Genomic DNA, 24,116 nt, shown 5'->3' with positions numbered 1-24,116 from the left:
TCAGCGGCGTCCTCGGGTGCGGTGGGCGGTGCCGTGGTCGGCGGGAGGATGGAGCACGGGCCGGCGCGGTCGGCGCCGGGGGCCGCCCGAGGTCTTGCGGGCGGCGTTTGTGTCAAAGAGATTGCTTGTACGTGCAAGCAGAGTGAGCCCGTAAATCTTCGAAAAAGGAAACTCCGGGGCGCCAGGATCTTGCATGCGCATGTACTCTTCTGTCAAGCAACACCCTTGCAACGGAGGCCCTTATGGCAACTTCATCCCACGCGCCCCTGCGTACCTCCGACCAGGCCGCATGGAACCGGGTGCTCTCGCTCCACTCGTACGTGGAGCGGGAGCTGGCCCTGGCGCTACAGCGGCGGCACGGGATCGGGCTGTCGGAGTACCGCTCGCTGGAGCACCTGCACCACTCCAAGACGAGCGAGCTGCGGATGCAGGACCTGGCCGACAAGGTCGGGCTGGGGCAGTCGTCGGTGACACGCCTGGTGGGCCGCCTGGAGACGGCCGGCTTCGCGTTCAAGGACCTCTGTCCCTCGGACAAGCGGGGCGTGTACGCCGTCATCACGGACGAGGGGCGCCAGCGCTACCAGGCCGCTCGCGCCACCTATGCGGAGGTCCTGTCCTCCGCGCTGAACACCTTCACCGCCGACCCCGAACTGGGCCCCACGGTCCAGGCCCTGCGCGCCATCCAGGTCTGACCCGCGCCGGCCCGGCGGGCCGGCCGCCCCGACCCCACCCCGAACGCGTTCCGCGTTCGGGGTTTTTGCTTGGACATGCAACTCTGGTGGCCTGCGTCACACTCACTTCGCCAAGTACATGCTTGACCAAGCATCCACTTGGCCCGGTAACTTCAACGTCGACACCGCACGAATTCGAACGGCCGATCGGCACTCGTCCCGACGGCTGAGCCGACCGCGAGGAATCCCGCCGTGCCATCGTCCCTCCTGGCCGCGACCGTCGCCGCTCACGGCGAGAACCGGCCCCACCGCATCGCGCTCCACTTCAACGACCAGGCCGTCACCTACGGCCGGCTGAACGAACTGACCGGGAGTCTGCGCGCCCACCTGGCGCGGCTGAAGCTCCCGGCGGGCAGCACCGTGTGCGTCCCGGCGCACAAGAACCCGCAGACCATCGCCCTGCTGCTGGCCGTCTTCCACGAGGGCCACATCGCCCTCGCACCCTCACCGGACCTGGGCAGCGCGGCACTCGAACGCCTGGCGCACCAGGCACGCGTCTCCCACCTCCTCACCGCAGCCGACGACGGCGCGCTCACCGCGCTGCCGGTGCGGGCGGAGGAGAGCGAGGCCGAGGGGTTCGCGGCGCCGAACGCGGAGCGGACCCGGCTGCTGCTGACCACCTCCGGCTCGACCGGCACGCCGAAGATCGTACCGATCGAGGCCGCCGGGTTCGAGGCCTTCGCCGACTGGGCCGTCGACGAGTTCGCGCTCACCTCCGACGAGACCGCCCTGTCCTACGCACCCCTCAACTTCGACCTAGCCCTGCTCGACGTCTGGACCTTCCTCCGGCTCGGGTCGAGCGTCGTCCTGGTGGAGCAGCAGCGGGCGACCGATGCGGCACACCTCGCCGCGCTGGTCAGCCGGCACGACGTCACCTTCGTCCAGGGCGTGCCGATGATGTACCGGCTGCTCCTGGAGGGCGGCGGCACCTTCGCGGCCGTGCGCCATGCGATCTTCACCGGTGACCGCATGCCGGCCGACCTCCTGCGCCGCGTCCCGCCGGCCTTCCCCCGGGCCGCCTTCCACAACGTGTTCGGCTGCACGGAGACCAACGACTCCTTCATCCACCGCGTCGACCCCACCGCCGTGGACGGCCCGATGCCCATCGGCCGTCCCATCCGCGGCACCGACGCCCTGGTCGTCGACGGCGAGGGCGCACGCCTCGCCGCGGCGGGCACCGGTGAACTCCTGGTGTCCACGCCGTTCCAGACCAGCGGCTACCTGCGGCAGGACCTGAACGACGCGGTGTTCACCCACCTCGACGGCCGGGTCTTCTACCGCACCGGCGACATCGTCACCCGCACCGCCGAGGGCCTCTACTTCCTGGAGGGGCGCGCTGACTGGCACGTCAAGGTCAGGGGCGTCCGCACCAACCTGCAGGAGGTCGAGAACGTCATCGCCGCCCACCCGGACGTCGCGGAGGCGGTGGTCGTGCCGCTGCCGGACCCGCAGGCCGGCGTCCGGTTGCACGCCCACGTCACCCAGCGCCCCGGTACCGACCTCACCAGCCTCCGGCTGCGCACCCACCTGGGCCGCCAGCTTCCGCGCCACGCCATCCCGGCCTCGGTGTACCTCACCGCCGCCCCGCTGCCCCGCACCTCGACGGGCAAGCCCGACCGGAACCTGATCAAGCAGAACCTCATCAAGGGAAGTGACGCATGAGCACCACCACCATCGCCGCCGAGGTCCGCGCCTACATCGTGGACCAGTTCCTGGCCGGGGAGGACGTCTCGGACCTCACCGGTGACTACGACCTGCTCGACTCCGGAGTCATCGACAGCCTCGGCCTGGTGAAGATGCTCGGGCACCTCACCTCCGTCTACCGGATTCCGGTCGACGACATCGACTTCGGCCCGGACGACTTCCGCACCATCGACTCCATCGTCGCGATGATCGCGGACCACCGCCCGGCCGCGGCCGCCTGAGCGACCGCTCCGACGGTCCGGCCCTCCGCGCCGCCCCGACCAGCCGCTCCAGCTGCTCAAGCTGCTCCGGCACCGCACCAACCGGTCCGGCCGCTGCACCGTCCCGCCTGACCGGCCGTACCGCACCGCACCGCACCGTACCGACGCACCATCCGAATCCGAAGGAGAACCAGAGAGATGTTCACCCGCAGCCTCGATGACGTCGCCGCAGTCGAGTGGGGCAACGGTCTGAGCTACCGGCTCCTGACCAAGCGCGACGGCATGGGCTTCGCCGTCGCCGACACCCTCGTGCGCAAGGGGACCTCGAGCGCCCTGCAGTACCGCAACCACCTGGAGGCCTGCTACTGCATCGGTGGCTCGGGCGAGGTCGTGGAGAAGGACGGCACCCGTCACAAGATCGTGCCGGGCACGATCTACGTCCTGGACAAGCACGACCCGCACTACCTGGTGGCCTCCGCCGACGAGGACCTCCACCTGGTGTCGATCTTCAACCCGCCTATCAACGGGGACGAGAAGCACACCCTGTCCGAGGACGGGTTCTCCCAGTACTGAGCCGCCGCCACCCCTCCGGCGGCCAGTGCACCGCCCGGTCCGGATCCCGCTCGCCGTCGGGGTCCGGGCCGGGCGCCCGGCCGCGCGCGTCCGAGTCCGCGGCCGTCCGTGCGAGCCGTCCACCCGTCGTCCTGGCACGACCTCGATCCACTGTTGCCCGATCCACTGCCGAAACGGACCCCAGGATCTCCCGTGACCGATGACCTCTTTCACCTCACCGCCCCGTGGGCCGAGCAGCTCAACGCCGACACCCGCGAGCTGGACGCGGCGGGCGCCTTCCCGCACGACAAGTGGAAGGCGATCCAGGAGAGCGGCCTGCTGCGCGTCCCCTTCGACCCGGAGTTCGGCGGCGCCGGCCGCAGCCTCACCGAGACGATGCGCGCCCTGGAGGGCCTGGGTTACACCTCCCGGGACGCGGGCCTCTCGTTCTCGACCTCGACGCAGATCGTGTCGGTGGGCACGCCCCTGCAGCGGTTCGCCAGCCGCGAACTGAAGGAGGAGTACCTGCCGAGGATCATGTCCGGCGAGGCGATCACCGCCCACGCGATCACCGAGGAGTCCGGCGGGTCGGACGCGATGAACCTGGCCACGGTCGCCCGCCGGGACGGGGACCACTACGTCGTCACCGGCGACAAGATGTTCATCACCAACGCCCCGGTCGCCGACCTCTTCCTGCTCTACGTCCGCACCGGGAAGCCCGGCCCCTTCGGCCTCACCACGCTGCTCGTCGACGCCGACACCCCCGGCCTGACCGTGGGCCCCGCGATGGACAAGATCGGCCTGCGCACCAGCCCGATCGGCACGCTCGCCTTCGACGGCATGCGCGTTCCGGTCAGCCGGCGGGTCGGACAGGAGGGCGCCGGATTCCGGGTCCTGGACTACGTGATGAAGCGCGAGGTCCTCTTCGGCTTCTCCATCACCCTCGGCGAGATGACCCGGCGCCTGGAGGAGACCATCGCCTTCGCCAAGGAGCGCCACCAGTTCGGTCGGGCCATCAGCTCCTACCAGGCCGTCTCCCACAAGATCGCGGACATGAAGATCCGGGTGGAGACCGCCCGGAAGTGGCTCACCGACACCGGCGCCAAGGTCGAGCGCAACGAGGACGCCTCGCTCGACCTCGCGGCCACCAAGACCGTGGTGTCGGAGGCCAACGTGCAGACCGCGCTGGACGCGGTGCAGATCCACGGCGGGCGCGGCGTGCTCACCGAGCACGGGATCGAGCGCGACCTGCGCAACTCGATCGCCGGAACGATCTACTCCGGCACCTCCGAGATCCAGCGCAACCGCATCGCCATGCTCCTCGGACTCTGAGCGACAGGAATCCCGACATGACCGACCAGCTGGACCACCTCACCCGCCCGACCGAGTTCCTCGACCACGAGACCGAGGCGGTGCAGGCCTTCGTCGACCACGCCGTCAAGGACCGCTCCGCCGACCGGCGGACCAACGCGGTCGAGCTCTACTACGCGGTGCGCGACGGCGTCGACTACGAGGTCTACGGCGCCCCGCTGACCCGGGAGGGCCTCAAGGCCTCCCACACCGCCACCACCAAGTCCGGTTTCTGCCTGCACAAGTCCGCGCTGTATGCGGCCGCCGTGCGCGCCCTGGGCATTCCGTCCCGCCTGGTGTACGGCGACGTGCGCAACCACCTCGCCTCGCCCCGGCTCCTGGAGCACATCGGGGGCGACGTGTTCTTCCACGGCCTCACCCAGGTCCACCTCGACGGCAAGTGGGTCAAGGCCACCCCGGTGTTCAACAAGCTGCTCTGCAAGCTGTACGGGATGCGGCCGCTGGAGTTCGACGGGCTCAGCGACAGCCTGTACCACCCCCACGAGGGCGGCGGCGCCATGGAGTTCCTCACCGACCACGGTGCCTTCGACGACGTCCCGTACGACTTCGTCCTGGAGGCCATGCGCCGCAAGCACCCCAAGTTCCTCGACGCGGGCGGCACCGGCACCGTCAGCGGTGGCCGCCTGGCCGACGAGTCCGTGCTCACCCGGTAAGGAGAGAAGCCCATGACCAGCACCCCCTCGCCCGTCGACGGATGGGACGCCTCGACCCGCATCGGCGTCGTCGTGCCGCACGCGGACGTCGGCCCCGAGGCGGAACTGCAGGCCATCGCCCCGGCCACGGTGTCCATCCACGGCTCGCGCATCCACTTCGCCGCGATGCGCGCGGGCGGCGAGATGGACGAGAAGATCCCGCACGACCCGATCCTGGCCTTCGTCCAGGCCCCGTACCTGGACAACGCCGTGGAGCTGCTGGCGGCCTCCCCGCTGCACGCGCTCACCCTCGGCTTCACCTCCTCCAGCTACGCGTTGAAGGCCCAGGGCGAGCGGGAGCTGTACGAGCGGCTGCTGCCCGTCACCCGGGGCCTGCCGATCACCGGGACCACCAAGGCCGCCCGGGCCGCCTTCGACGCGCTCGGCGCCCGCCGCATCGCGGTGGTCAATCCGCCGTGGTTCGACGACACCCTGTCGGGCCAAGGTGCCGACTACTTCCGCGAGTTCGGCTACGAGGTCGTCTACCACGGCCCCTGCGGTCTGCCCTCGAACCAGAAGGCCATCACCCCCGAGAACCTCTCGGAGTGGATCCGCACCACGGTGGCCGCCCACCGGCCGGAGGCCGTTCTCGTGGCCGGCAACGGCATCCGGGCGGTCGGCACCATCAAGGCCCTGGAGGACGAGCTCGGCTTCAACGTCGTCACCGCGAACCAGGTGATCCTCTGGCACGCCCTGCACCTCGCCGGTGCCGCCGCCACCGCCCACGGCATCACCGACTACGGCCACCTGTTCACCACGACACCGAAGGACGACCACTCGTGACGCTGCTCGACGCCCACGGCTACGAGGCCGTCTTCGGCACCCCGGAGGGCGACACCTACCGCCTCCCGCTGGTCTGCTGGCGGGAGACCGGCGACCACATGTACGGCATGGTCCTGATCAAGGGGCACCTGCGGCGCACGGACCACCTGCAGGACTTCCTGCAGTACGACCGCCGGAGCGGCGCCCAGGGGCAGGACGCGTCGGCCGCCTTCGACGCTCCCGCGGTGGACGCCCGGTCGGAGGGCGCACAGCTGCCTGCTCTCCGGTGACACCCGTGCGCCGGTCCATGGGTGCGTAAAGTCGCGGTCAACCGCGGGCCACGCCGGTGGTGAAGTCCCATGCCCCTCCGGCGGGAATCCGGTGGTCCGGCCTTTCCCGAGGCCCCCCGGTCCGTCAACCCGCGCCGCCCGCGGAGAATCCGTTCCGACGGCAGTTCGCCGTGGAACCGAAATGCCGGCCCCCCGGCGCGCGTCGGCCGCCGCGCGCCGGGCCCGTCGGCACGCTTTCCGATCAACCGCGCCCCCGGGGCGGGGGAGTGCTGACGTCGCGTCCGGTCGGTCTGGACGCGAACCACCCCCGCCCCGGCCGGTGCGAGGACCCGCGCCCCGGTGCGTGCGGCCGTGCCCGTCTCCGTTCCGCTCCGTTCCCCTCCGGACCGGGCGGACCGGGCTTCCCGACCACACCTCAGGCCGTCGGTGGGCCGGGGTATGCTTGCCGCGTCGTCGCGGGGCAGGTACACGAACCAGTCGGAGGGGCTATGCAACTCACACGATGTCCCCAGGGCGCCCAGCGGGCCGCGACCGCACCCGTCACGCAGTCCCGGAGCGCGCCGCTGTGCTGAGGCAGGCGCGCGCGGAACAGACCCGGTCCGCCCTGATCGACGCCGCCGCCGAGCAGTTCGCCACCCACGGTTACACCGGTGCCACTCTCGCGCGCATCAGCCAGTCCGCCGGTGTGACCTCGGGGGCGTTGACGTTCCACTTCCTGACCAAGGAGGAGCTGGCGCTCGCGGTCGTCGAGGCGGGGGCGGCCGCGGTCAGTTCGGCGCTCCACGAGGTGCAGCAGCTCACCACGCCGGGGCTGGTCGCCGTCAGCCGGCTGACCCAGCTGCTGGCCGCCTTCCTCCAGCAGGACGTCCGGGCCCATGCGGCCATGCGGCTCGCGTACGAGTGCCCCGGGTCCCAGCCCACCTGGGAGGAGGCCTGGCGCCCCACCCTGCTGCACGCCCTCGATCTGGCCCGGGCGGGCGGCACCACCGACACGGAACTGGCCGACATCGAGCTGCTGGTCGGCTACCTGCTGGCCGGTGCCGAGGCGCAGTTGCGCGCGGGCCGCCCGGTCCGGGCCGTGGAGCACGAGCTCGGCCAGCTGTGGCGGCGGGCGGCGGCGGGCTTGAGCGCGCGGTCGGACCACTGACCTGACGGTGCCGAGGCCGGCCGGCCCGTCGGGTCGGGCGACCTGCCGTCCGGCCGGTCGTCCCGCCGTACGGCGAGCTCGTCCGCGCCGGTCGGCGTCCGTGGCGTGAGGTCCGTGGTGCGCGTGGCGCCGGCGGGTGGCGTGCGCGGCGTGGCGTCCAATGGTGGCGGCGGTCAGGCGTCCGTGGCGGGTGCGATACGGCGTGGTGGCGCCCGGGCGCGCGGCCCTCCGGCGACCGGCACCCGCCCGGCGGGCCGGGCCCGCGCCTCCTGTCCGCACCCCTGACCCTGCGCACCGTCCGAACCGGCGGCCCCCATCGCCCGGCGGTGCGCCGACCGGCCGCGCCCATCACGAAGATCTTGTTTCGTCGACCGGACCGGTTCGCACCCGTCTCGTGGCCCGACCTGCCGGGATCGCGCCATGACGCGCGGGAAGTTGGCGAAGTGGCGGCTGGAATCCCTTTCCCCCAGAAAAAAATACTGGTCATTCTTTAATGTGGGTGGCTGTGCGAATGTTCGCAGCCGCGACACCGGAGGGGAAACTATGAGGGGATGGGACTCCGTGGCCCTGTTCACGGATCAGCTCTTCGGCCACTTGCGCAGGGCCGACCAGCGCAGGTGGGCCCACGCATACGTCAACGGCCTCCTCAGCACACCCGGCAAGAAGTCCATCCGCCGGCTCGCGGCCGTGGCGTGTGACTCCCCGACGGCATCGCAGGCCCTGCACCAGTTCGTCAACGAGAGCCCCTGGGAGTGGGAGCCGGTCTGCGACCAGTTGCGCCGGTGGGCCGAAGCCCGGGTCCGCCCCAGGGCCTGGACGGCCGCCCCCGTGATCCTGCCCAAGCGCGGCGAGAAGTCGTGCGGAGTGCACCGCCGATTCATCCCACAGACCGGCCGGACCGTCAACTGCCAAGTCAGCGCTGCCGTTTTCATGTCGACCGACGCGGGCGAGCTTCCGGTCGGCTGGTGCCTCGTGCTGCCCGAGCCGTGGGCCCGCGGACCGCTGCGCGAACGCGCCCGCATCCCGCGGACCGCCACGACCTCGTCCGAGGGCCAACTCCTCGACGTGCTCGACGTGGTGGTGCGGCGCTCGCAGCACGAGAGCGTACCGGTCGTCCTCGACCTCGACGGTTTCCTGGACTCCCGCCGGCTGCTCGACGGACTGATCAAGCGCCGACTGGACTTCGTCGTCGCGATCCCCGACGGCTTCCTGCTGGCCCCGCTGGAGCCGCAGTTCTCCGGTGCGCGCCGTCCGGTGATCGCGGCGGCCCGGGTGTTGAGCGACCGGGGCGCGGAGGCCCGTCCCGCTGCCCTGAGACCCGGCCGGGCGCCGGTCCAGGACGGCCTGGTCCAGGTGCCCGGTGTCGTCGCGGCCGACCAACGGCCCCAGCCGTTCCGCCTGTTCACCCAGCCCGATGGCCATCCGGCCGGGCCGGGCCGGCTGTGGATCACCAACATGGCGCACCGTCCGGTGGAGGAGCTCCTGGAGTACGCGGAGCGGCAGCCGGCGACCGGCGAGACCGTCGACCTGCTCCAACGGCGCTTCGGGCTACGGGACTTCGAGGGCCGCTCGTTCCCCGGCTGGCACCACCACATGGCGCTGGTGTCGGCCGCCTTCATCTACAGCCGCCTGGCGGCCGAACCGGACCGGCAGGGCGCCCGGCCCGGTCCCGGCGAGGGGAGTGACGACGGGCCGAGGCCACCGCTCGGGCCCGGTGCGCGGTGGGCGCAGGAGAAGGCTTCGAGCTACCCCGTCGCGGTCTGAACCAGCCATGCGGGGCCGGGGAGGCGGGCAGGTGGCCGGCCTCCCCTTTCGGACGGTCCGGCGGCTTCCGCCGGGCCGTCGCCGGGCCCTGACGACCGGGCATCGGTAATCTTCCGGGCCAGTTCCGGTGGTTGCGATTGACAGCAAGATGTATGTTCATGCAAGCTCTATCTGCTCGCTCGAGTTTTCTGCGGGCTCAGAGAATATGTACATACAAGCAACTACTGGGGACTCCATGCCTGACGTCACGGCGCCCATCTCCCCCGCCCCGGCCGCGGTCTGAGCGGGGGAGCAGCGGTGCGCACTTACGAGCTTTCACAGAGCGAGCTGACCGAGTACGCCCGTGAGGCGGTACGGATCAGCCGCGAGCACGTCGCCAAGGGCGGCATCCCGTTCTCCGGCGTGGTGGTCAACCGCGGCCGGATCCTCGGCACCGGCGTCAACCGGGTGCGCGAGGACAACGACCCCACCGCGCACGCCGAGGTGACGGCGCTGCGCGAGGCCGCCGCCGCGTACGGGCTGCACGCCACCGCCGGGGCCACCCTGTTCGCCTCCGGCGAGCCGTGTGCCCTGTGCTACATGGCCTCGCTGTACTTCAACGTCAGCCACATCGTGAACGTGGTCGACCGCAAGACGGCCGCCCGGTACGGCTTCGACTACACGAGCTCGTACTCGATCTTCGCCGAGGACCCGGAGAACTGGCCGGTCAAGGTCACCTGGCTGGAACTCCCGGAGGGGACGAAGCCGTTCGAGGAGTTCCTCGCGATGGAACGGGGGCGGTGATGACCGGTACGACGACCGGCAAGGTCGGCATCAAGGTCTGGTCGGACTACGTCTGTCCGTTCTGCATGCTCGCCGAGGGGCCCCTGCACGAGGCCACCCGCGACCTCGACGTCGAGATCGAGTGGATGCCGTTCGAACTGCGGCCTCACCCGACCCCGACCCTGCGTCCGGAGGACCCGTACCTGCCGGCGATCTGGGAGCGTTCGGTCTATCCGATGGCCCGGCGGATGGGTGTGGACATCACCCTGCCGACGATCTCCCCGCAGCCCTACACCCGGCTCGCCTTCGAGGGCTACCAGTACGCGGCGGAGCACGGCAGGGCCGCGGAGTACACCCCGCGCGTCCTGCGGGCGTTCTTCCAGGAGAACCGGGACATCGGCCGGATCGAGGTCCTCGCCGACATCGCCGCCGAACTCGGTCTCGACGCCGAGGAGTTCAGCCAGGCGCTGGTCACCGGCAGCTACACCGAGACCCACCGGGCGGCGCTGCGGACCGCCGAGGCCTACCGCATCTCCGTCGCTCCCACGATCATCATCGACGGGCGCCACCGCATCGAAGGCGTCCCCGCCGTGGCCCAGATCCGCAAGGCCGTGCTCGACGCCCAGGCCGAACAGGCCGCCGCCGGCGACGCCCCTGCCTGCCGGATCGACGGGTGCTGACCTGACCCGTTCGCCGGGCCGGCGCACCGGCCGGCCGACGGAACGTCACTGACGTCGTCCGACCGGCCGGACCACCCGGCTGCGGGGCGACGCCCGGCCCACCGGGCCACCGGCTCGTCGCGCCGCCCGACCGACCCCCCGCGTCGGCCCGTCCCACCATCCGCTCGCGCCCGTCGGCGCGCAGCGGAGCACCGCCTCGCCGTCGCGGCCCCGCCCCGACCTCCCGCGTCGCGGGCCCCACGGCGGACCGTTCCCCCGTTCCCCCGTTCCTCCATCCCCCGTCCCCCGGCGCAACGCCGACCTCCAAAGAATGAAAGGACCAGCCATGCAGTGGTTCTACCTCGCGATCGCGGACATCTTCGAGATCGCCGTCGCCATTGCGGCCGGTAAGGCCGAAGGCTTCAAGAACCGTACGTGGACCGCCGTGACCCTGATCACCGGTGCCCTCGGGACCTTCTTCCTCAGCAAGGCCCTGCTCACCTTCGACGTCGGCGTCGGCTACGCGATCTGGACCTCCGTCGCCGGCATCGGCATCACCCTCCTCGGCGCCCTGCTCTTCGGGCAGCGCCTGAACTGGCGCAAGGCCGTGGGCATCGCCGTCATCATCGCCGGGGTCGTCGGCCTCCAGCTCAGCGGCGCCGCCTGAGAATCCCGTCCCCGTACTCGTCCCCGTCCGACCCACCCTTCGAAAGGACTTCCGCACATGTCCGACACCGGGCGCAACTCGGCCAATTCCTGGATCATGCTCCTGCTCGCCGGCGGGTTCGAAGTCGGCTACGCGCTCTCCGTCGGCGGAAGCCACGGCTTCACCCGCCTGACGTGGTCCCTGGTCGCCGTCGTCTTCTTCCTGCTGACGCTCTGGGCGCTGAGCGCCGCACTTCGCACCATCGACGTCAGCATCGGCTACGCCGTGTGGGCCGGCATCGGTTCCGTCGGCGCGGCGCTGCTGGGCCCCGTCATCTTCGACGAGACCCTCACCCTGGTCCAGGCCGTGTGGCTGGCCGTGATCATCGCCGGAGTGGTCTGGCTCAAGCTCGCCGACCGGCCGGCGAAGACCTCGGAGGACGCGGCCGTGCCGCTGGAGGCCCAGACCGTGGACGCCTGACGCGTGCCGCTGCCGGAAGCGCCGCCGTGCCGCTCCCGGGCACGCCGATCGAGACGGGTCTCGGTCGGGTGGCCGAGGAGCGGCCGGGGCGCAAGGAAAGGGCCTCGTGGTGGCCCGGCGGGTCTTCGGACCACGCCCGGGGAACCACGAGGCCCTGCCTTCGTGCTCCGCGCCGGTGCGAGCGGAAGCTCCGGAGCCGCCCGGTTCGGGTTGCGAGGGGCCGGAGCTGGAGCCGGTGCCGCAGGGCCTCGGTCGGGCCCGGACGGGTGCGGGTCAGGCCCGGTCGGCGGTGACGACCTGGTAGTCCAGCAGGCCGTCGCGCCAGGCGGTGAGGAAGTGGTGGGTCCAGTGACCGGGCGGCACGGCGTCGGCGAGGTAGCGGTCGAGGCCGGGCCAGACGTGCGAACCGATGGACTCGGTGGCCACGGTGGCGAAACCGGCCGCGGTGAGGCTCGCGACGAAGCCGTCCAGCGGATGGGCGACGTCCAGGCCGTCGGCGAAGCTGGCGAGCAGGATCTTGAGGCGCTCGGCGGCCTCCGGCCCCGGGGCCGTGAAGAAGGTGGTGACCACCAGGCGGCCGCCGGGGCGCAGCACCCGCGCGGCCTCGGCGGCGAAACCCGCCAGCTCGCGGAAGTGCTGGGCGGCCTCGACGGAGTACACGCCGTCCAGGGACCGGTCGGCGAAGGGCAGTTCGTCGGCCGCGCCGATCGTGTAGCCGAGCCGGTCGGGGTAGCTGGCCAGCGCCCGCGCGTTGACGGCGCGGGCGCGCTCGATCTGGTCCGGGTGGATGTCCACGCCCGTCACCGCCGCGAAGCGGAACTCCCGTAGCGCCAGCGCCGCCCCCAGCCCGCGTCCGCAGCCGACCTCCGCCAGCCGCAGCGACTCGCGCGGCTCGGGGAAGGCCCGCAGGACCCGCCGGTACAACTGCTCCTGGCTGCGCACCCGGTCCTCGGTGGTCGGGGCGGTGAGGTCGATGCCCTGCCAGTCGCCGAAGTTGATGAAGCCGCCGGCGAACCCGGGCGTCTGCGACAGGTCGTCCGTGCCGTACGTCCGGCGCACCGTCGGTGGGATGTGGTTGTGGTCCATGGGCCGCTGGGTCTCCTGCTCGATGGGCGCCCGGCCGTCGGGCGCGCGAGGTACGTACCCAAACCTGTGGTGCTGCGAACACGGTACGTGACGATGCCGGCGCGGTGCTCACCCGGTGATCCGCCCACGTGGCACCCCGCCGGGCAGGCCGCCGTGCCTTCGGCGGGCGGGCCCGCGCGGGCGGTGGTGAAAACCCGGTGTCCACGGGCGGACGGTTCGCTACAGTCCGCCGGGAGTTCCAGGCGATCACCGACGAACAGGAGTGACCACGGATGAGCACCGACGAACGCCCCGTACCCGGGCTGACGGACGGCGAGCGCGAGATGCTGCGCGGGTTCCTCGACCACCACCGCGCGACCCTGGCCATGAAGTGCGAGGGCCTCACCGACGAGCAGCTGCGGCAGCGCTCCAGCCCGCCGTCCACGCTCAGCCTCCTCGGGCTGGTCCGCCACATGGCCGAGGTCGAGCGCACCTGGTTCCGCAAGGTGATCAACGGCGAGGACGTCCCGCTGGTGTGGTCCGCGGACGGCGACTACCAGGTGGCCTACGACGCCACCGGCGCCACCCGCGCCGAGGCCTTCGCCGCCTGGCAGGCCGAGGTCGAGCACTCCCGCCGGATCGAACGCGCCGCTCCCAGCCTCGACGTCACCGGCTACCAGCCCCGCTGGGAGGCCGACGTGTCGCTGCGCCTGGTGATGCTGCACCTGATCCATGAGTACGCCCGCCACAACGGGCACGCCGACTTCCTGCGCGAGGCCATCGACGGCGTGGTCGGGGTGTAGCGGCCGCCCGGGGGCCTACCAGCCGAGGAGGTGGGTGCGGGCGGTGAGGGCGCTGAGGACGGCCTTCGCCGTGGTCTCGGGGGTGAGGGCGGACGTGTCGAGGGTGTGGCGGGCGCCCTCCAGGGCCTCGTTCCGGGCTTCCGGGGCGATCCGGGCTTCCGGGGCGTTCCGGGCTTCCGGGGCGTTCCGGGCTTCCGCGGCCGACGGGCCGGCGTCCAGGACGACGTAGTGGAGGGCGGCGCCCGTGGTGCGGCTCTCCCGGCGGAAGGTGGCGAGGGTGGGCGGCGGCTCCGGGCACTCGACGACGACCTGGTAGCCGCCGGTGGCGTAGGCGAAGGCGGCCTGGGCGGCCGCCGCGAGGGCGGTGGCGTTCTGGCGCCCGGCCTCGGGGAGCTCGACCGGCAGCCGGCCGTTGCGGATGACCCGCAGGAAGTCGTCCGTCCGCAGGTGGACGCTCGGGTGCAGCTCCTCGGCGAGCAGCCCCGCGACCGGACTGTGCCCGCCCCCGGTCGGGTCGACGAGGACCAGGACGCCCCCGGCGCCCCGGCCGCCCCCGAGCTCCGGCCCACCTACGGTCGTACGGTTCACAGCTGCTGATCCCTTCGCGGGCCGGGGACGGGCGGATAGCCGGGGCGAGGCGGTCGGAGTGCGAAGGAGCCGGTCGGCCCGGATGCGGACAGCAGACCGCCTCATCCCTACGACTGATGCGTTTCGGGGATCAACCTAGTCCAAACGGGTGCCCCGAGTCGTCCCCCTCCCGGTCCGCGGGCGGTCGCCGCCGGCCGTCAGCGCTCCTCGGCGCGCAGCACGATCGGGTTGGTCAGGGCCGCCATCGGGCCCCAGGGCAGCTCCCCGCCCATCGTGTTGCCCTTCCCCGGGCTGCCGTCCGCCCTCGGGTGGCGGACCTCGGCGCGGACGTAGGCGGCGAGCGCGGCGGTGGTGCGCCAGACCACGGTGCCGGAGCCGTCGGCCGGCAGTGACTCCTGGTGCATCTGGCCCTCGTCGGTGAGCAGCCGGACCGTGCCGCCGGGCACCCCGGAGACGCTGAGCCGGACGTCCAGCGGGGCGTCGGCCGGAACGGTCAGCTCCTCGCCGATGCCGGCCCGGCGCCCGTGGCCGGTGACGCTGAGGTCCAGGTGCACGGCGGCGGACTCGGCGAGCCAGCTGCGCCCGGCGCGCAGCCCGTCGAGGACCGCGTCCCGGGTGAGGTCCTCGGCGAGGACGACGGTATGCGGGGAGCCGATCACCTGGGGCGCGCTGTGGGCGTCGCTGTTGCCCATCGCGGGCAGCCAGGAGCGGCCGCCGCGCAGGGCGACGGCGAGCCCGGAGTCCCAGGTGTCGACGGCGGACTCGTCGTCGTACGTCCAGGGGCCGTTCCACACCTCGACGGCGTCGGCCTGCTCGTAGCCGAACTTCCACTGGCAGGCGACGTACGGGCAGTAGGGGTGCGCGGGCACCACCAGTCCGCCGGAGCGGTGGACCTGGCGGACGAAGCGCGGGTACTCCTCGTCCCGGGAGCGGTAGCGCCAGTCCACGAACTGGCCGGCCTCCAGGCCGAGGGCCAACCAGTGGCCGTTGCGGGTGGTGATCTCCTCGCCCGGCAGGATCAGCAGGTCCGGGCCTGCCAGCAGGCCCCAGACGGCGTGCGAGGAACTGGTGTTGTGGTCGGTGGAGACGATGAAGTCCAGACCTGCCGCCCGGGCGCCGGCCGCGACCTCCTCGGGCAGGCGGCGCCCGTCGGAGTGGACGGTGTGCAGGTGGCAGTCGCCCCGGTACCAGGCGCGGCCTCGGCCGCGGGCCCGCTCCGGCGGGTAGTGCGGGGTGAACTCCGGCCCCGGGGTGCCGAAGCGCAGGGTGACCTGGACGTGGTAGTCCAGGCCCTGGGGGGCCACCTGGTAGGGGCCGAGGGCGATGTGCCAGGTGCCCGGGTTGATCGGGCCGGGGAGGTAGCCGGGGGTGGCGGTGTCCCGGGCGAGCGTGAACCCGGTGCGGAATCCGCCGGACCAGCCGCGGAAGCCGGGTCCGCCGAGGTCGGTGCCGCGTTCGTCGAAGATGCCGATGTCGCAGGAGTTGCCGGGGGTGCCGGGCGGGACCTGCGGCCTGTCGTAGCCGTAGGAGACGGCGATCTCCCGGACGCCGTCGGGGACTTCGAATGGGAGGTAGACGAAGTCGGGGGCGCCGGTGGGCAGATGGCCGGTGAGGGTGAGGGTCCGCTCGGTCTGCTGTGCGGCTTGTTCCGAGGCCGGTCGCACGGGTTGCCGGGAGGGCTTGGGCGGGGCCGCGGCGGCCGGCCCGGTGGCGGCGGCGAGACCGAGGGCGGTGGCGGCACCGGTGGCCAGACCGGTGCGGAGCAGGGCGCGGCGGGGCGGGTGCGGGGGGTCGGGCTGAGCGGCGGTCGGGGTGGTCGCTCCGGCGGGGGTGGTCGCTCCGGCCGGTGCGGTCGCTCCGGTCGGTTCGGGTGGGTCGGCGGGCATCGGGGCCTCCTGCTGGGACGGGGGTGCGCCGGCTGTCTGCCCACGGGGGGGTGAACCGGGGGTGAGGCGGGGCGCACCGGGGTGGGGCGGGTCGGTGAAGGGGGTGCGGGCGGGGACGGGGGGCGAGTTGCGGGGAGTGACGAATGGTCGGTTCATAGTCATGTAGTCAGTTGATATGACCAGTGGCGATGGATCGGGAGGCCGGTGTGGCACTGAGTCGGCGGGCGCTGTTGACGGCGGCGGTGGCCGGTGGCGCGCTGGCGGGGTGCCGGACGAAGCGGGCCGTCGAGGCCGGGCCGGCTGCTCCGGCTGCGGCCGGGGCGTCGGCCTCCGCTCCGGGTGCTCCGTCTGCTCCGGCCGCGCCGTCGCCGTCGCCGATGTCAGCGACGACGGCCGCGGTGACGCCGACGGCCGCGCCCGCCGCCACCTCGTCAGCGGTCCCGGCAGCGGCCCCGTCGGCCGCGCCCGCGGCCCGCCGGGAGCCGACCCGCGAGGAGGTGGTCCAGCGCTACGGCGGCACGGCCCCCGGGGACTGGGGGCTGGAGGTCGCCGGGGTGATCACCGAGTTGCCCGAGGGGGAGCGGGCCATGGCGCTGACCTTCGACGCCTGCGGCGGACCCGGCGGGAACGGCTACGACGCCGACCTGATCGACTTCCTGCGCGGGAGCCGCGTCCCGGCGACGCTCTTCCTGAACGCCCGCTGGATCGACGCCAACCCCGACGTGTTCGAGCAGCTCGCCGCCGATCAGCTGTTCGAGATCGGCAACCACGGCACCGTCCACCGGCCGCTCTCGGTGACCGGCAGGTCCGCCTACGGCATCGCCGGGACGGGCGACGTCGGCGAGGTGTACGACGAGGTCGCGGGCAACGCCCGGAAGCTGGCGGAACTGCTCGGGCGCCCGCCCCGGTTCTTCCGCTCCGGCACCGCCCACTACGACGACGTGGCCACCAGGGTGGTCGCCGACCTGGGCGAACACATCGCCGGATTCACCGTGAACGGGGACGACGGCGCCACGCTCAGGGCCGCCGAGGTGCGCGCCGAGGTGGCGTCGGCCCCGCCCGGGGCGATCGTCATCGGCCACATGAACCACCCGGGCGGCGGCACCGCCCCCGGGTTCGCGGCGGCGGTGTCGGGCCTGCTGGGGGCGGGGCGGCGGTTCGTCCGGCTGTCCGACGTGATGTGAGGCCGGGTCGGGGCTTTCCGAACCGGGTCGGAACGCCCCGACGGTCGGCAGGGTTCGGAGGCGGTCGGCGGTCGGCGGTCGGCAGGGTTCGGAGGCGGTCGGCGACGCTACGCCAGACGGAGGCCGCCCGGGTGCTCCTCCTCGATGACCTGGACCAGCCAGTCGAAGACCGTCGGCCCCTCGCCCGCCCGGGCGGCGGCCAGCGCGGCGGCGACGTGCTCCCGGTTGGCGGGGTGGCAGCGCGTCAGCCGCAGCTCCAGCTGCCGGACCGTCTCCGGGTACCCGAGGTTGCGGCGGGAGACCGCGTGGTCGCGCCACTCGATGACGTAGTCGCCGTCCTCCGGCGTGCCGTAACCGCCGCGCAGGCAGTCGGCGAAGGCGTCGAGGTTGCGGCCGAAGTAGCCGTCCGCGCCCATCTCCCGTCCGACCGCGTCCCAGAAGTCGTCCAGGTCGCCGATCGTGCTGCCGTCGATCACGTAGGTCACCGTCACGCCGTCGAGGATATGCCCGGCCGGCGAACGGGCCGACGACGGGCGGTTACGGCTCGACGGCGATCGCCGTGGCGACCAGCCCGCCGCGCACCGCCCAGCGGCCGTCGAAGCCCTCCAGGCGGCGGCCGCCGACCACCGGGCCGGGCACCAGCAGCCGGGCGGAGAAGGTGCCGTCGGGGGAGAGGTCGAGCTCGGCCTCGTGGAAGTCCAGCCAGAGGGCGGTCAGCGGGAACCAGGTCTTGTAGACGGACTCCTTGGCGCTGAACAGGATGCGGTCCCACGGCGTGTCCGGGTGCTCGGCGGCCAGCTTGGCCAGCCGCTGCTGCTCGACGGGCAGGGCGACGGAGTCCAGGACGCCCTCCGGCAGCGGCAGCGCGGGCTCGGCGTCGATGCCGAGGGAGGCCAGGGTGCCGGTCCGGGCGACGGCGGCCGCGCGGAAGCCGTCGCAGTGGGTGAGGCTGCCGATCACGCCGTTCGGCCAGCTCGGGGCGCCGCGCAACCCGGGGACGAGCGGGCGGTACGGGACGCCCAGACGGCCCAGGGCTGCGCGCGCGCAGTGGCGCACGGTGGTGAACTCGCGGCGGCGCTTGTCGACGGCCCTGGCGACGACCGCTTCCTCGGCCGGCTCCAGCCGGGCCTGGGGCGGGTCGTCGTAGGCCACCTCGGTCACGACGACGGCCGGCAGCAGGTCCCCGATCACGTGTTCCCCCCTCGCTCGTCCCGCGCGAACGGGCGTCGCGCGGGACGAGCGTAACCCGGGCGGGCGACGCCGGTCGGTGGTCTTCGAGGATCTCCCCGGCTCCTCGCCAGGGAGGGGCGGCCTACCGCCGCCCGGCCTTCGTCACTGCCCGAGGAGTCGGGCGAAGTCCAGCCCGAGGCTGCCGAGCACGGGCAGCGCGCCGAGGTCGGTCACGCCGGCGACCGGGATGCTGTAGCCCTGGTTCACCTCGCGGGGTGCGGCCGCCGAGGGCGCGGCGAGCGCCGGGGTCAGGACGGCGCCGAGGAGCAGGGCGGCGAGTGCGGTGCGCATGGGACGGTCCTCCGGAGCGGGCGGGCTGACAGGGGTGACGGTCTGTCAACACCCGCCGGGGAGGGGCGGTCACGCATCTTCGCTCCTTCGGATGCATTGGTAAAGCTCCCTGACTTGTGTTCATGACAACAGCGGAGAGGTCTGGACCAGATGGAGGGGGAGCGCATAAATTCCCCTCATCCGGGCGGTCGCGGGCGAGAAGTTCCGTCGAACTGTGCTGCAGACGCGGCGACTGTCTGTCATGTCCATGACCGGCTCCATCGAACCGGAGGGAACGAACCATGCGCGCCATCGGCAAGAACCTCAGGATCCTCGCGGGCGCCCCGCTCGCCGCAGCCGCTCTGCTCGCCCTCACGGCCGGCTCCGCCAGCGCCGCGATACCGATCAACAAGCCCATGACCGGCAAGGCCACCTACTACAACGACGCCGGCTACGGCGCCTGCGGCACGCAGATCAACGCGGCCACCCAGATGTTGGTCGCCGTCCCGCGCAGCTGGTGGACCTCCGCCAACCCCAACAACGACCCGCTCTGCAAGGGCATCTCGGTCAAGGTGACGTACCAGGGCAAGACCATCACCGTCCCGGTGAAGGACCAGTGCCCTTCCTGCGACGCCACCCACATCGATCTCAGCCAGCCGGCTTTCGCCAGGCTGGCCCCGCTCGACAAGGGCGTCATCAACGGCCTCACCTGGCAGTTCGTCAAGGCCGGTCTGAACGGCAAGGCGGTCGAACTCTCCGAACCGGTCACCGCCTCCACCGTCGGCTGAGGTCGCCCGCTACCGCGCTGCCCGCCCCCGCCTCCGCCCCCGCCCCCGCGCCCGGGGGCGGGGGCGCTGCCGGCCCGGGCACTGGCTAGCCTGGGCCGGGGCCCGCGGGCCGGCGCCGCGGTGGCGGCCGCGCTCCGCGGCCCGGTGGTCCGCCGGTGGTGAGAGGGGAGTGGGCGGGATGGCAGGGGCGAGGACACCCGTGCTCTACGTCGTGGTGTGCGCGGCGGGAGTCGCGGGCGGCGTCGGGGAGCTGATCTCCGCGGCGCAGGACCGGGGCTGGGACGTCGGCGTGGTGGCGACCCCGCTCGCCACGGGTTTCATCGACGTCGCCGCCATCGAGGCGCAGACCGGGCACCCCGTCCGCTCCGCCTGGCGCAAGCCGGGCGATCCCCGGCCGCTGCCCGACCCGGATGCCCTCGTCGTCGCACCGGCGACCTTCAACACGATCAACAAGTGGGCCGCCGGCATCTCGGACACCCTCGCGCTGGGGATCCTCTGCGAGTCCTACGGGTGGGGGATCCCCGTCGCCGTGCAGCCCTGCCTCAGCGCCGCCCAGGTGGCGCACCCGGCGTACGGGGAGAGCCTGGCGAAGCTGCGGCGGATGGGCGTGCGGATCGCCGACTTCACGCCCGGGGCCTATCGCTGGACGCCGGTGCTCGCGCTGCTGGAGAGCTGACAGGGTGGCCGGCCCGGCCCGGGGATCCTGGCACTGTGCGGGGTGGTCCCGGTGATTTCCCGGCGGTAGCGTCCGGGCAGGTCAGCAGCGGTGCGGGAGGTCCCGGTGGGAGCGGTCAACGGCGAGGTGTCGTTCTGGTACGCGGCGAGCGGCCTCCCGGAGGCCGGGGCCGGCCTGCCGGGGGACCGGGACGTCGACGTGTGCGTCGTCGGCGGCGGGTACACCGGGCTCTGGACGGCCTACTACCTCAAGAAGGCGGACCCCTCCCTGCGGATCGCCCTGCTGGAGCGCCGCTTCTGCGGGTACGGCGCCTCGGGGCGCAACGGCGGCTGGCTGTACAACGGCTTCGCGGGGCGCGCAGCCTTCGCCGAGCGCTACGGGCGGCCCGGCGCGGCGGCGATGCAACGGGTGATGGACGAAGCGGTGGGCGAGGTCGCGGACGTGGCCCGCGCGGAGCGGTTCGACGCCGACATCGTCCATGGCGGAGTGCTGCGAGTCGCCTGGAGCGAGCCGCAGTTGGGGAGGCTGAGGACGCACGTGGCGGCGGAGCGCGCGTACGGCGAGGGGCGGGTCGAGGAGCTCACCGCCGAGCAGGCCGCCGACCGGATCGGCGTCGCGGGCGTGCTGGGCGGGGTGTGGTCCCCGTACGGTGCCCGCATCCAGCCCGCCCAGCTGGTCCGCGGGCTGGCCCGGGTGGTGCGAGAGCTCGGCGTGGAGATCCACGAGAACACGGCCGTGACCGCCGTCCGGCCCGGCTCCGGCCGGAGCAGGCCCCGCGCCGTCACCCCGTACGGCACGGTGACCGCGGACCGGGTGCTGCGCGCCACCGAGGGTTTCACCGCCGGACTGCGCGGGGAGCGGCGCACCTGGCTGCCGATGAACTCCGCGATGATCGCCACCGAGCCGCTCCCCGCCGAGTTCTGGGCGCGGACCGGATGGCACGGCCGGGAAGTCCTCGGAGACTTCGCGCACGCCCACACGTACGCCCAGCGCACCGCCGACGACCGGATCGCGCTCGGCGGCCGGGGCGTCCCCTACCGGTTCGGCTCCCGGACGGACGCGGACGGCGGCACCCAGCCGGAGACCGTCCGCCAACTGTGCGCGATCCTGGACCGGTTCTTCCCCGCCGCCGCGCACGCCCGGATCGACCACGCCTGGGCGGGCGTGCTGGGTGTGCCCCGGGACTGGTGCGCCACCGTCGAGCTGGACCGGGGAAGCGGGCTCGGCTGGGCGGGCGGGTACGTCGGAAGCGGCGTCGCCACCGCCAACCTGGCCGGGCGCACCCTGCGCGACCTGGTGCTCGGGCGGGACACCGAGCTGACCGGGCTGCCCTGGGTGGGCCACACCGTGCGGCGCTGGGAGCCGGAACCGCTGCGCTGGCTCGGCGTGCACGCGCTGTACGCCGCGTACCACGCGGCGGATCGGCAGGAGGCGGCCGGACGTTCCACCACCTCGCCGATCGCCCGGGCCGCGGACCGGATCTCCGGGCGAATCTGACGACCCGTTCGAGCGGTCTGCGCGGTCGGGCGGCATGCGGTCCACGGTGGAGCGCGCACGGTTGGAGGCGTGCCGAGTCGAGCCCTCCCCGCCCTGTGCGCCGCCCTGCTGCTCTGCGCGCCCGCGGGCCGCGCGTACGCCTTCTCCGCCTCACCCTCCTCCGTCGCGCAGGTGGTCGTCGCCGACCAGGCGTCCCGCCGCGTCCTCGTCCTGGAGTGGAGCGAGGAGCTGACGCATCGTCAGCAAACGCAGGAGCCGGCGCTGGTGTGGTCCTGGACCGCGGACCGGGCGCCCGACCTCGCCGACCTCCACCCGGAGTGGAGCTGGACCGGTCCGGACGAGGCCAAGAGCCGGACGCTGGACGGCCGCCGCTATCTGCTGACCACCGCCTCCGGCGGACTCGCCGCCGTCGTCGACACCGCCACCGGCCGCAGCCGGTGGGCGGCGGACCTCGGCCGGGACGTCAACCCGCACAGCATCGAGCTGCTCCCGGACGGCAATGTCGCGGTCGCCGCGAGCGCCGGGGGCTGGGTGCGGTTGTACGCCGCCTCGCAGGGCTCGCGGGCGACCGCTCACGCGACCTTCCGCCTCGCCGGAGCGCACGGGGTCTCCTGGGACGAACGCACCGGCCTGCTCTGGGCGCTGGGCGACGACGAGCTGACCGGGCTGCGGGTCGGCGGCACCCCGGACGAGCCCACCCTGAGTGCCGTCCGGAGCGCTCCGCTGCCGGACCGGGGAGGCCATGACCTCGCGCCGGTGCTGGGCGCGCCGGGCCGGTTCTGGGTGAGCTCGCTGACCGGCCTCTGGCGGTACGACCCCGCCGCCGACGGGTTCACCGCCGTTCGGCTGGCCGAGCCGGCCGACGAGCGGGACGTCAAGAGCATCGGCGACGCCCCGGGCACCGGGCGGCTGCTGACGGTGCGCCCCGATCACCGCTCCCCGTGCGACTGGTGCACCTCGGTGATCCGGCTGCACCGTCCGGAGGGCGTGCGGACGCTGCGCGGGGCGCAGCTGTACAAGGCGCGCTGGTGGCCGGCGGCGGCCGCCCCCTACCAGATGAGTGACGGACGGTAGTCGATCTTGCTCGGCGGGTCGCCGATACCACTCGTTCTGCTTACCGCGATCGGCTGATGGGGCATATTGTGTACCCCGGCAAACTACTCCAATGGAAGTCAGTTTCCCGTCACCGTCCTAAAACCATCTGCGGACCCGCGTCGACTGGGATAGCGTCGAAGCCGTCGGGGGGTTGGCACCGATCCGGTGTATTCGAACGTCAGTTACCGGGCCGTAATGGCCCGAATTGGTCATGGAGAAAATCATGCGGAATTCCCCTGCGGAAAAGCGGTCGGACGCCATCGACGATCTGCAGCTCGCCGTGGACTCGCTGGCCGCCTTCCCGTCCGGGAAGGCCGGCGCGGCCGACGTCACCGAACGGCTCGCGGCCGTCGCCGAACTCTGCCGCTCGGTCGACGCGGTGCTGGACAGCCTGGTCGTCCGGGCCGCGGCCGAGGCCGCCGAGGAGGGCTGGACAGCGGCCCGGATGGCGGCCGAACACTCCGGCTACTACGCCAGGTTGCAGCGTGCGCTGCTCCCTGCCGGGGCCGCGGCCGGGCTGACGCAGCAGTGAGCGCGGTGTTCCCCCGCGCGCACGTGCTGTCCTGCCCCACCCGCTGGAGCGACGTCGACGAGAACGGGCACATCAACAACGCCCGGCTGGTCGGCTACATCCAGGAGGGGATTTACGACCTGTTCTGTCACCACGCGACGGCCGTACGGGAATCGCTGTTCCCGTCCGGATTCATTATCGCGCGGCACGAGATCGATTACCTGGAGCAGCTGCACCACCGGCCCGAGCCATTGTCGGTGCGGCTGACCGTGGAGCGGATCGGGCGGAGTTCCGCGCAGGTCGAGGTGAATGTCTGCCGGGATCCCCTCACCTTTATGCGGGCGCGGACCGTGGTGGTCGCGCGGGACCGGGAATCCGGTCGCTCCCGCAAACTGAGCGAGAAAGAGCGGCGCTTTCTCTCGGCATTTATGTCGGACACGGCGCGTGGCGAGGCCCTGACCCCGACCACGCAGACGGTCGCGCCGGCCCAGCGGGTCGCGGCCCGCTCCGGCCCCGTCGTGGGCACGCAGCGCGGCACGCGCAGGCGGTGCCGGGCCTCGGCGGGCTGACCCCGCCGCCCGAACCGTGGACTCCCGTGCCGCTGACGGCGCGGGCCGGCGGCGTGATCGACAACGGCGTCGATCCGTTCGCCCGGCGGCGGCAGTGGCGGCAGCGCTGCGACGGGCTCCGGCACGGGCGGCACCGGCGGCGGCAGCACCGGCTCGGCGCCCAGGGGGACCGGACCGCGGCGCACGCCCGGCGA

The 24,116-nt window shown here is 72.9% G+C and carries 28 protein-coding genes; 22 read left to right on the top strand and 6 right to left on the bottom strand.

The genetic code is table 11. From position 1 onward, the window contains the following. Positions 1 to 242 precede the first annotated feature (242 nt). From ACGF07_RS15165 to ACGF07_RS15100, 14 genes are all read left to right on the top strand, one after another. The gene (locus ACGF07_RS15165; RefSeq protein WP_350743663.1) at positions 243 to 692 is read left to right on the top strand and encodes a MarR family transcriptional regulator; all 450 of its coding nucleotides are present in this window, start codon (positions 243 to 245) and stop codon (positions 690 to 692) included. Positions 693 to 923: 231 nt separating this feature from the next. Beyond that, positions 924 to 2,393 carry an AMP-binding protein gene (locus ACGF07_RS15160; RefSeq protein ID WP_392898803.1) on the top strand — a complete coding sequence of 490 codons (1,470 nt, stop codon included), beginning with the start codon at positions 924 to 926 and terminating at the stop codon, positions 2,391 to 2,393. Beyond that, entirely contained in the window at positions 2,390 to 2,656 is a 267-nt protein-coding gene (locus ACGF07_RS15155) for a phosphopantetheine-binding protein (protein WP_350743661.1), read from the top strand. The genes ACGF07_RS15160 and ACGF07_RS15155 overlap by 4 nt, the downstream gene beginning before the upstream one ends. 177 nt (positions 2,657 to 2,833) lie before the next feature. Beyond that, entirely contained in the window at positions 2,834 to 3,208 is a 375-nt protein-coding gene (locus tag ACGF07_RS15150; protein ID WP_350743660.1) for an ectoine synthase, read from the top strand. Positions 3,209 to 3,400: 192 nt separating this feature from the next. Further along, positions 3,401 to 4,519: an acyl-CoA dehydrogenase family protein gene (locus tag ACGF07_RS15145; RefSeq protein WP_350743659.1), complete on the top strand. Its 1,119-nt coding sequence runs from the start codon at positions 3,401 to 3,403 to the stop codon at positions 4,517 to 4,519. 17 nt (positions 4,520 to 4,536) lie between these two features. Continuing rightward, positions 4,537 to 5,211 (top strand): transglutaminase-like domain-containing protein, encoded by a 675-nt coding sequence (locus tag ACGF07_RS15140; RefSeq protein ID WP_350743658.1) that lies wholly within the window; start codon positions 4,537 to 4,539, stop codon positions 5,209 to 5,211. 12 nt (positions 5,212 to 5,223) lie between these two features. After that, positions 5,224 to 6,033 carry a maleate cis-trans isomerase gene (locus ACGF07_RS15135; RefSeq protein ID WP_392898798.1) on the top strand — a complete coding sequence of 270 codons (810 nt, stop codon included), beginning with the start codon at positions 5,224 to 5,226 and terminating at the stop codon, positions 6,031 to 6,033. After that, positions 6,030 to 6,302 carry a DUF6253 family protein gene (locus ACGF07_RS15130; RefSeq protein WP_350743656.1) on the top strand — a complete coding sequence of 91 codons (273 nt, stop codon included), beginning with the start codon at positions 6,030 to 6,032 and terminating at the stop codon, positions 6,300 to 6,302. The genes ACGF07_RS15135 and ACGF07_RS15130 overlap by 4 nt, the downstream gene beginning before the upstream one ends. Positions 6,303 to 6,867: 565 nt before the next feature. Then, positions 6,868 to 7,449 carry a TetR family transcriptional regulator gene (locus ACGF07_RS15125; protein WP_350743655.1) on the top strand — a complete coding sequence of 194 codons (582 nt, stop codon included), beginning with the start codon at positions 6,868 to 6,870 and terminating at the stop codon, positions 7,447 to 7,449. A 561-nt stretch (positions 7,450 to 8,010) separates the two neighbouring features. Further along, positions 8,011 to 9,213 carry an IS701 family transposase gene (locus ACGF07_RS15120; RefSeq protein WP_392898795.1) on the top strand — a complete coding sequence of 401 codons (1,203 nt, stop codon included), beginning with the start codon at positions 8,011 to 8,013 and terminating at the stop codon, positions 9,211 to 9,213. A gap of 297 nt (positions 9,214 to 9,510) precedes the next feature. After that, positions 9,511 to 9,996 carry a nucleoside deaminase gene (locus ACGF07_RS15115; RefSeq protein ID WP_392898792.1) on the top strand — a complete coding sequence of 162 codons (486 nt, stop codon included), beginning with the start codon at positions 9,511 to 9,513 and terminating at the stop codon, positions 9,994 to 9,996. Further along, positions 9,996 to 10,655 (top strand): DsbA family protein, encoded by a 660-nt coding sequence (locus tag ACGF07_RS15110; RefSeq protein WP_392898790.1) that lies wholly within the window; start codon positions 9,996 to 9,998, stop codon positions 10,653 to 10,655. The genes ACGF07_RS15115 and ACGF07_RS15110 overlap by 1 nt, the downstream gene beginning before the upstream one ends. A gap of 325 nt (positions 10,656 to 10,980) precedes the next feature. Next, a complete protein-coding gene (locus tag ACGF07_RS15105) occupies positions 10,981 to 11,301 on the top strand; it encodes an SMR family transporter (protein ID WP_350743651.1) in 321 nt (106 codons plus the stop codon). A gap of 57 nt (positions 11,302 to 11,358) precedes the next feature. Then, entirely contained in the window at positions 11,359 to 11,760 is a 402-nt protein-coding gene (locus ACGF07_RS15100; RefSeq protein ID WP_350743650.1) for a multidrug efflux SMR transporter, read from the top strand. A 273-nt stretch (positions 11,761 to 12,033) separates the two neighbouring features. Here ACGF07_RS15100 and ACGF07_RS15095 read toward each other — a convergent pair whose 3' ends face one another. Next, entirely contained in the window at positions 12,034 to 12,846 is an 813-nt protein-coding gene (locus ACGF07_RS15095) for a class I SAM-dependent methyltransferase (RefSeq protein WP_392898787.1), read from the bottom strand. A 272-nt stretch (positions 12,847 to 13,118) separates the two neighbouring features. Here ACGF07_RS15095 and ACGF07_RS15090 point away from each other — a divergent pair, with 272 nt between their 5' ends. Continuing rightward, complete coding sequence (locus ACGF07_RS15090; protein ID WP_392898785.1) at positions 13,119 to 13,628, top strand: DinB family protein; 510 nt, start codon at positions 13,119 to 13,121, stop codon at positions 13,626 to 13,628. A gap of 15 nt (positions 13,629 to 13,643) precedes the next feature. Here ACGF07_RS15090 and ACGF07_RS15085 read toward each other — a convergent pair whose 3' ends face one another. Both ACGF07_RS15085 and ACGF07_RS15080 read right to left on the bottom strand, forming a co-directional pair. Continuing rightward, entirely contained in the window at positions 13,644 to 14,216 is a 573-nt protein-coding gene (locus tag ACGF07_RS15085; RefSeq protein WP_392898783.1) for an ATP-binding protein, read from the bottom strand. A gap of 197 nt (positions 14,217 to 14,413) precedes the next feature. Then, positions 14,414 to 16,102, bottom strand: a complete 1,689-nt coding sequence (locus tag ACGF07_RS15080) for a CehA/McbA family metallohydrolase (RefSeq protein ID WP_392898781.1) — start codon at positions 16,100 to 16,102, stop codon at positions 14,414 to 14,416. Positions 16,103 to 16,479: 377 nt separating this feature from the next. Here ACGF07_RS15080 and ACGF07_RS15075 point away from each other — a divergent pair, with 377 nt between their 5' ends. Then, positions 16,480 to 17,286, top strand: coding sequence for a polysaccharide deacetylase family protein (locus tag ACGF07_RS15075; protein ID WP_392898778.1), 807 nt, complete (start codon positions 16,480 to 16,482; stop codon positions 17,284 to 17,286). A gap of 107 nt (positions 17,287 to 17,393) precedes the next feature. Here ACGF07_RS15075 and ACGF07_RS15070 read toward each other — a convergent pair whose 3' ends face one another. The 3 genes from ACGF07_RS15070 to ACGF07_RS15060 form a co-directional block, all read right to left on the bottom strand. After that, positions 17,394 to 17,777: a barstar family protein gene (locus ACGF07_RS15070; RefSeq protein ID WP_350743644.1), complete on the bottom strand. Its 384-nt coding sequence runs from the start codon at positions 17,775 to 17,777 to the stop codon at positions 17,394 to 17,396. 46 nt (positions 17,778 to 17,823) lie between these two features. Beyond that, on the bottom strand, positions 17,824 to 18,477 hold the full coding sequence (locus ACGF07_RS15065; protein WP_392898776.1) for a 4'-phosphopantetheinyl transferase: 654 nt from the start codon (positions 18,475 to 18,477) through the stop codon (positions 17,824 to 17,826). Between the two features lie 141 nt (positions 18,478 to 18,618). Then, positions 18,619 to 18,807 (bottom strand): hypothetical protein, encoded by a 189-nt coding sequence (locus ACGF07_RS15060; protein ID WP_392898773.1) that lies wholly within the window; start codon positions 18,805 to 18,807, stop codon positions 18,619 to 18,621. A 281-nt stretch (positions 18,808 to 19,088) separates the two neighbouring features. Here ACGF07_RS15060 and ACGF07_RS15055 point away from each other — a divergent pair, with 281 nt between their 5' ends. The 6 genes from ACGF07_RS15055 to ACGF07_RS15030 all read left to right on the top strand — a co-directional run bounded on the left by ACGF07_RS15055 (position 19,089) and on the right by ACGF07_RS15030 (position 23,922). Then, positions 19,089 to 19,574: a cysteine/serine endopeptidase inhibitor gene (locus ACGF07_RS15055; RefSeq protein ID WP_392898771.1), complete on the top strand. Its 486-nt coding sequence runs from the start codon at positions 19,089 to 19,091 to the stop codon at positions 19,572 to 19,574. 178 nt (positions 19,575 to 19,752) lie between these two features. Then, entirely contained in the window at positions 19,753 to 20,250 is a 498-nt protein-coding gene (locus ACGF07_RS15050) for a flavoprotein (RefSeq protein ID WP_392898768.1), read from the top strand. Positions 20,251 to 20,355: 105 nt separating this feature from the next. After that, positions 20,356 to 21,747 carry an NAD(P)/FAD-dependent oxidoreductase gene (locus tag ACGF07_RS15045; protein ID WP_392898765.1) on the top strand — a complete coding sequence of 464 codons (1,392 nt, stop codon included), beginning with the start codon at positions 20,356 to 20,358 and terminating at the stop codon, positions 21,745 to 21,747. A gap of 69 nt (positions 21,748 to 21,816) precedes the next feature. Then, positions 21,817 to 22,821 carry a DUF6528 family protein gene (locus ACGF07_RS15040; protein ID WP_392898762.1) on the top strand — a complete coding sequence of 335 codons (1,005 nt, stop codon included), beginning with the start codon at positions 21,817 to 21,819 and terminating at the stop codon, positions 22,819 to 22,821. A 244-nt stretch (positions 22,822 to 23,065) separates the two neighbouring features. Continuing rightward, complete coding sequence (locus ACGF07_RS15035) at positions 23,066 to 23,374, top strand: hypothetical protein (RefSeq protein WP_350748653.1); 309 nt, start codon at positions 23,066 to 23,068, stop codon at positions 23,372 to 23,374. Then, on the top strand, positions 23,371 to 23,922 hold the full coding sequence (locus tag ACGF07_RS15030; RefSeq protein WP_392898759.1) for an acyl-CoA thioesterase: 552 nt from the start codon (positions 23,371 to 23,373) through the stop codon (positions 23,920 to 23,922). The genes ACGF07_RS15035 and ACGF07_RS15030 overlap by 4 nt, the downstream gene beginning before the upstream one ends. Positions 23,923 to 24,116 lie beyond the last annotated feature (194 nt).

The organism is Kitasatospora sp. NPDC048194, assembly GCF_043202455.1.
Taxonomy (GTDB): Bacteria; Actinomycetota; Actinomycetes; order Streptomycetales; family Streptomycetaceae; genus Kitasatospora.
Note: the sequence above shows the minus strand (reverse complement) of the source record. Positions and strands in the feature narration are given on the sequence as shown.

Bases quoted from the DNA above. Each gene is read 5' to 3' on its own strand.
- ACGF07_RS15165 (WP_350743663.1), top strand. From the start codon at position 243: ATGGCAACTTCATCCCACGCGCCCCTGCGTACCTCCGACCAGGCCGCA.
- ACGF07_RS15155 (WP_350743661.1), top strand. From the start codon at position 2,390: ATGAGCACCACCACCATCGCCGCCGAGGTCCGCGCCTACATCGTGGAC.
- ACGF07_RS15150 (WP_350743660.1), top strand. From the start codon at position 2,834: ATGTTCACCCGCAGCCTCGATGACGTCGCCGCAGTCGAGTGGGGCAAC.
- ACGF07_RS15140 (WP_350743658.1), top strand. From the start codon at position 4,537: ATGACCGACCAGCTGGACCACCTCACCCGCCCGACCGAGTTCCTCGAC.
- ACGF07_RS15135 (WP_392898798.1), top strand. From the start codon at position 5,224: ATGACCAGCACCCCCTCGCCCGTCGACGGATGGGACGCCTCGACCCGC.
- ACGF07_RS15110 (WP_392898790.1), top strand. From the start codon at position 9,996: ATGACCGGTACGACGACCGGCAAGGTCGGCATCAAGGTCTGGTCGGAC.
- ACGF07_RS15105 (WP_350743651.1), top strand. From the start codon at position 10,981: ATGCAGTGGTTCTACCTCGCGATCGCGGACATCTTCGAGATCGCCGTC.
- ACGF07_RS15100 (WP_350743650.1), top strand. From the start codon at position 11,359: ATGTCCGACACCGGGCGCAACTCGGCCAATTCCTGGATCATGCTCCTG.
- ACGF07_RS15095 (WP_392898787.1), bottom strand. From the start codon at position 12,846: ATGGACCACAACCACATCCCACCGACGGTGCGCCGGACGTACGGCACG.
- ACGF07_RS15090 (WP_392898785.1), top strand. From the start codon at position 13,119: ATGAGCACCGACGAACGCCCCGTACCCGGGCTGACGGACGGCGAGCGC.
- ACGF07_RS15080 (WP_392898781.1), bottom strand. From the start codon at position 16,102: ATGCCCGCCGACCCACCCGAACCGACCGGAGCGACCGCACCGGCCGGA.
- ACGF07_RS15075 (WP_392898778.1), top strand. From the start codon at position 16,480: ATGTCAGCGACGACGGCCGCGGTGACGCCGACGGCCGCGCCCGCCGCC.
- ACGF07_RS15060 (WP_392898773.1), bottom strand. From the start codon at position 18,807: ATGCGCACCGCACTCGCCGCCCTGCTCCTCGGCGCCGTCCTGACCCCG.
- ACGF07_RS15055 (WP_392898771.1), top strand. From the start codon at position 19,089: ATGCGCGCCATCGGCAAGAACCTCAGGATCCTCGCGGGCGCCCCGCTC.
- ACGF07_RS15050 (WP_392898768.1), top strand. From the start codon at position 19,753: ATGGCAGGGGCGAGGACACCCGTGCTCTACGTCGTGGTGTGCGCGGCG.
- ACGF07_RS15035 (WP_350748653.1), top strand. From the start codon at position 23,066: ATGCGGAATTCCCCTGCGGAAAAGCGGTCGGACGCCATCGACGATCTG.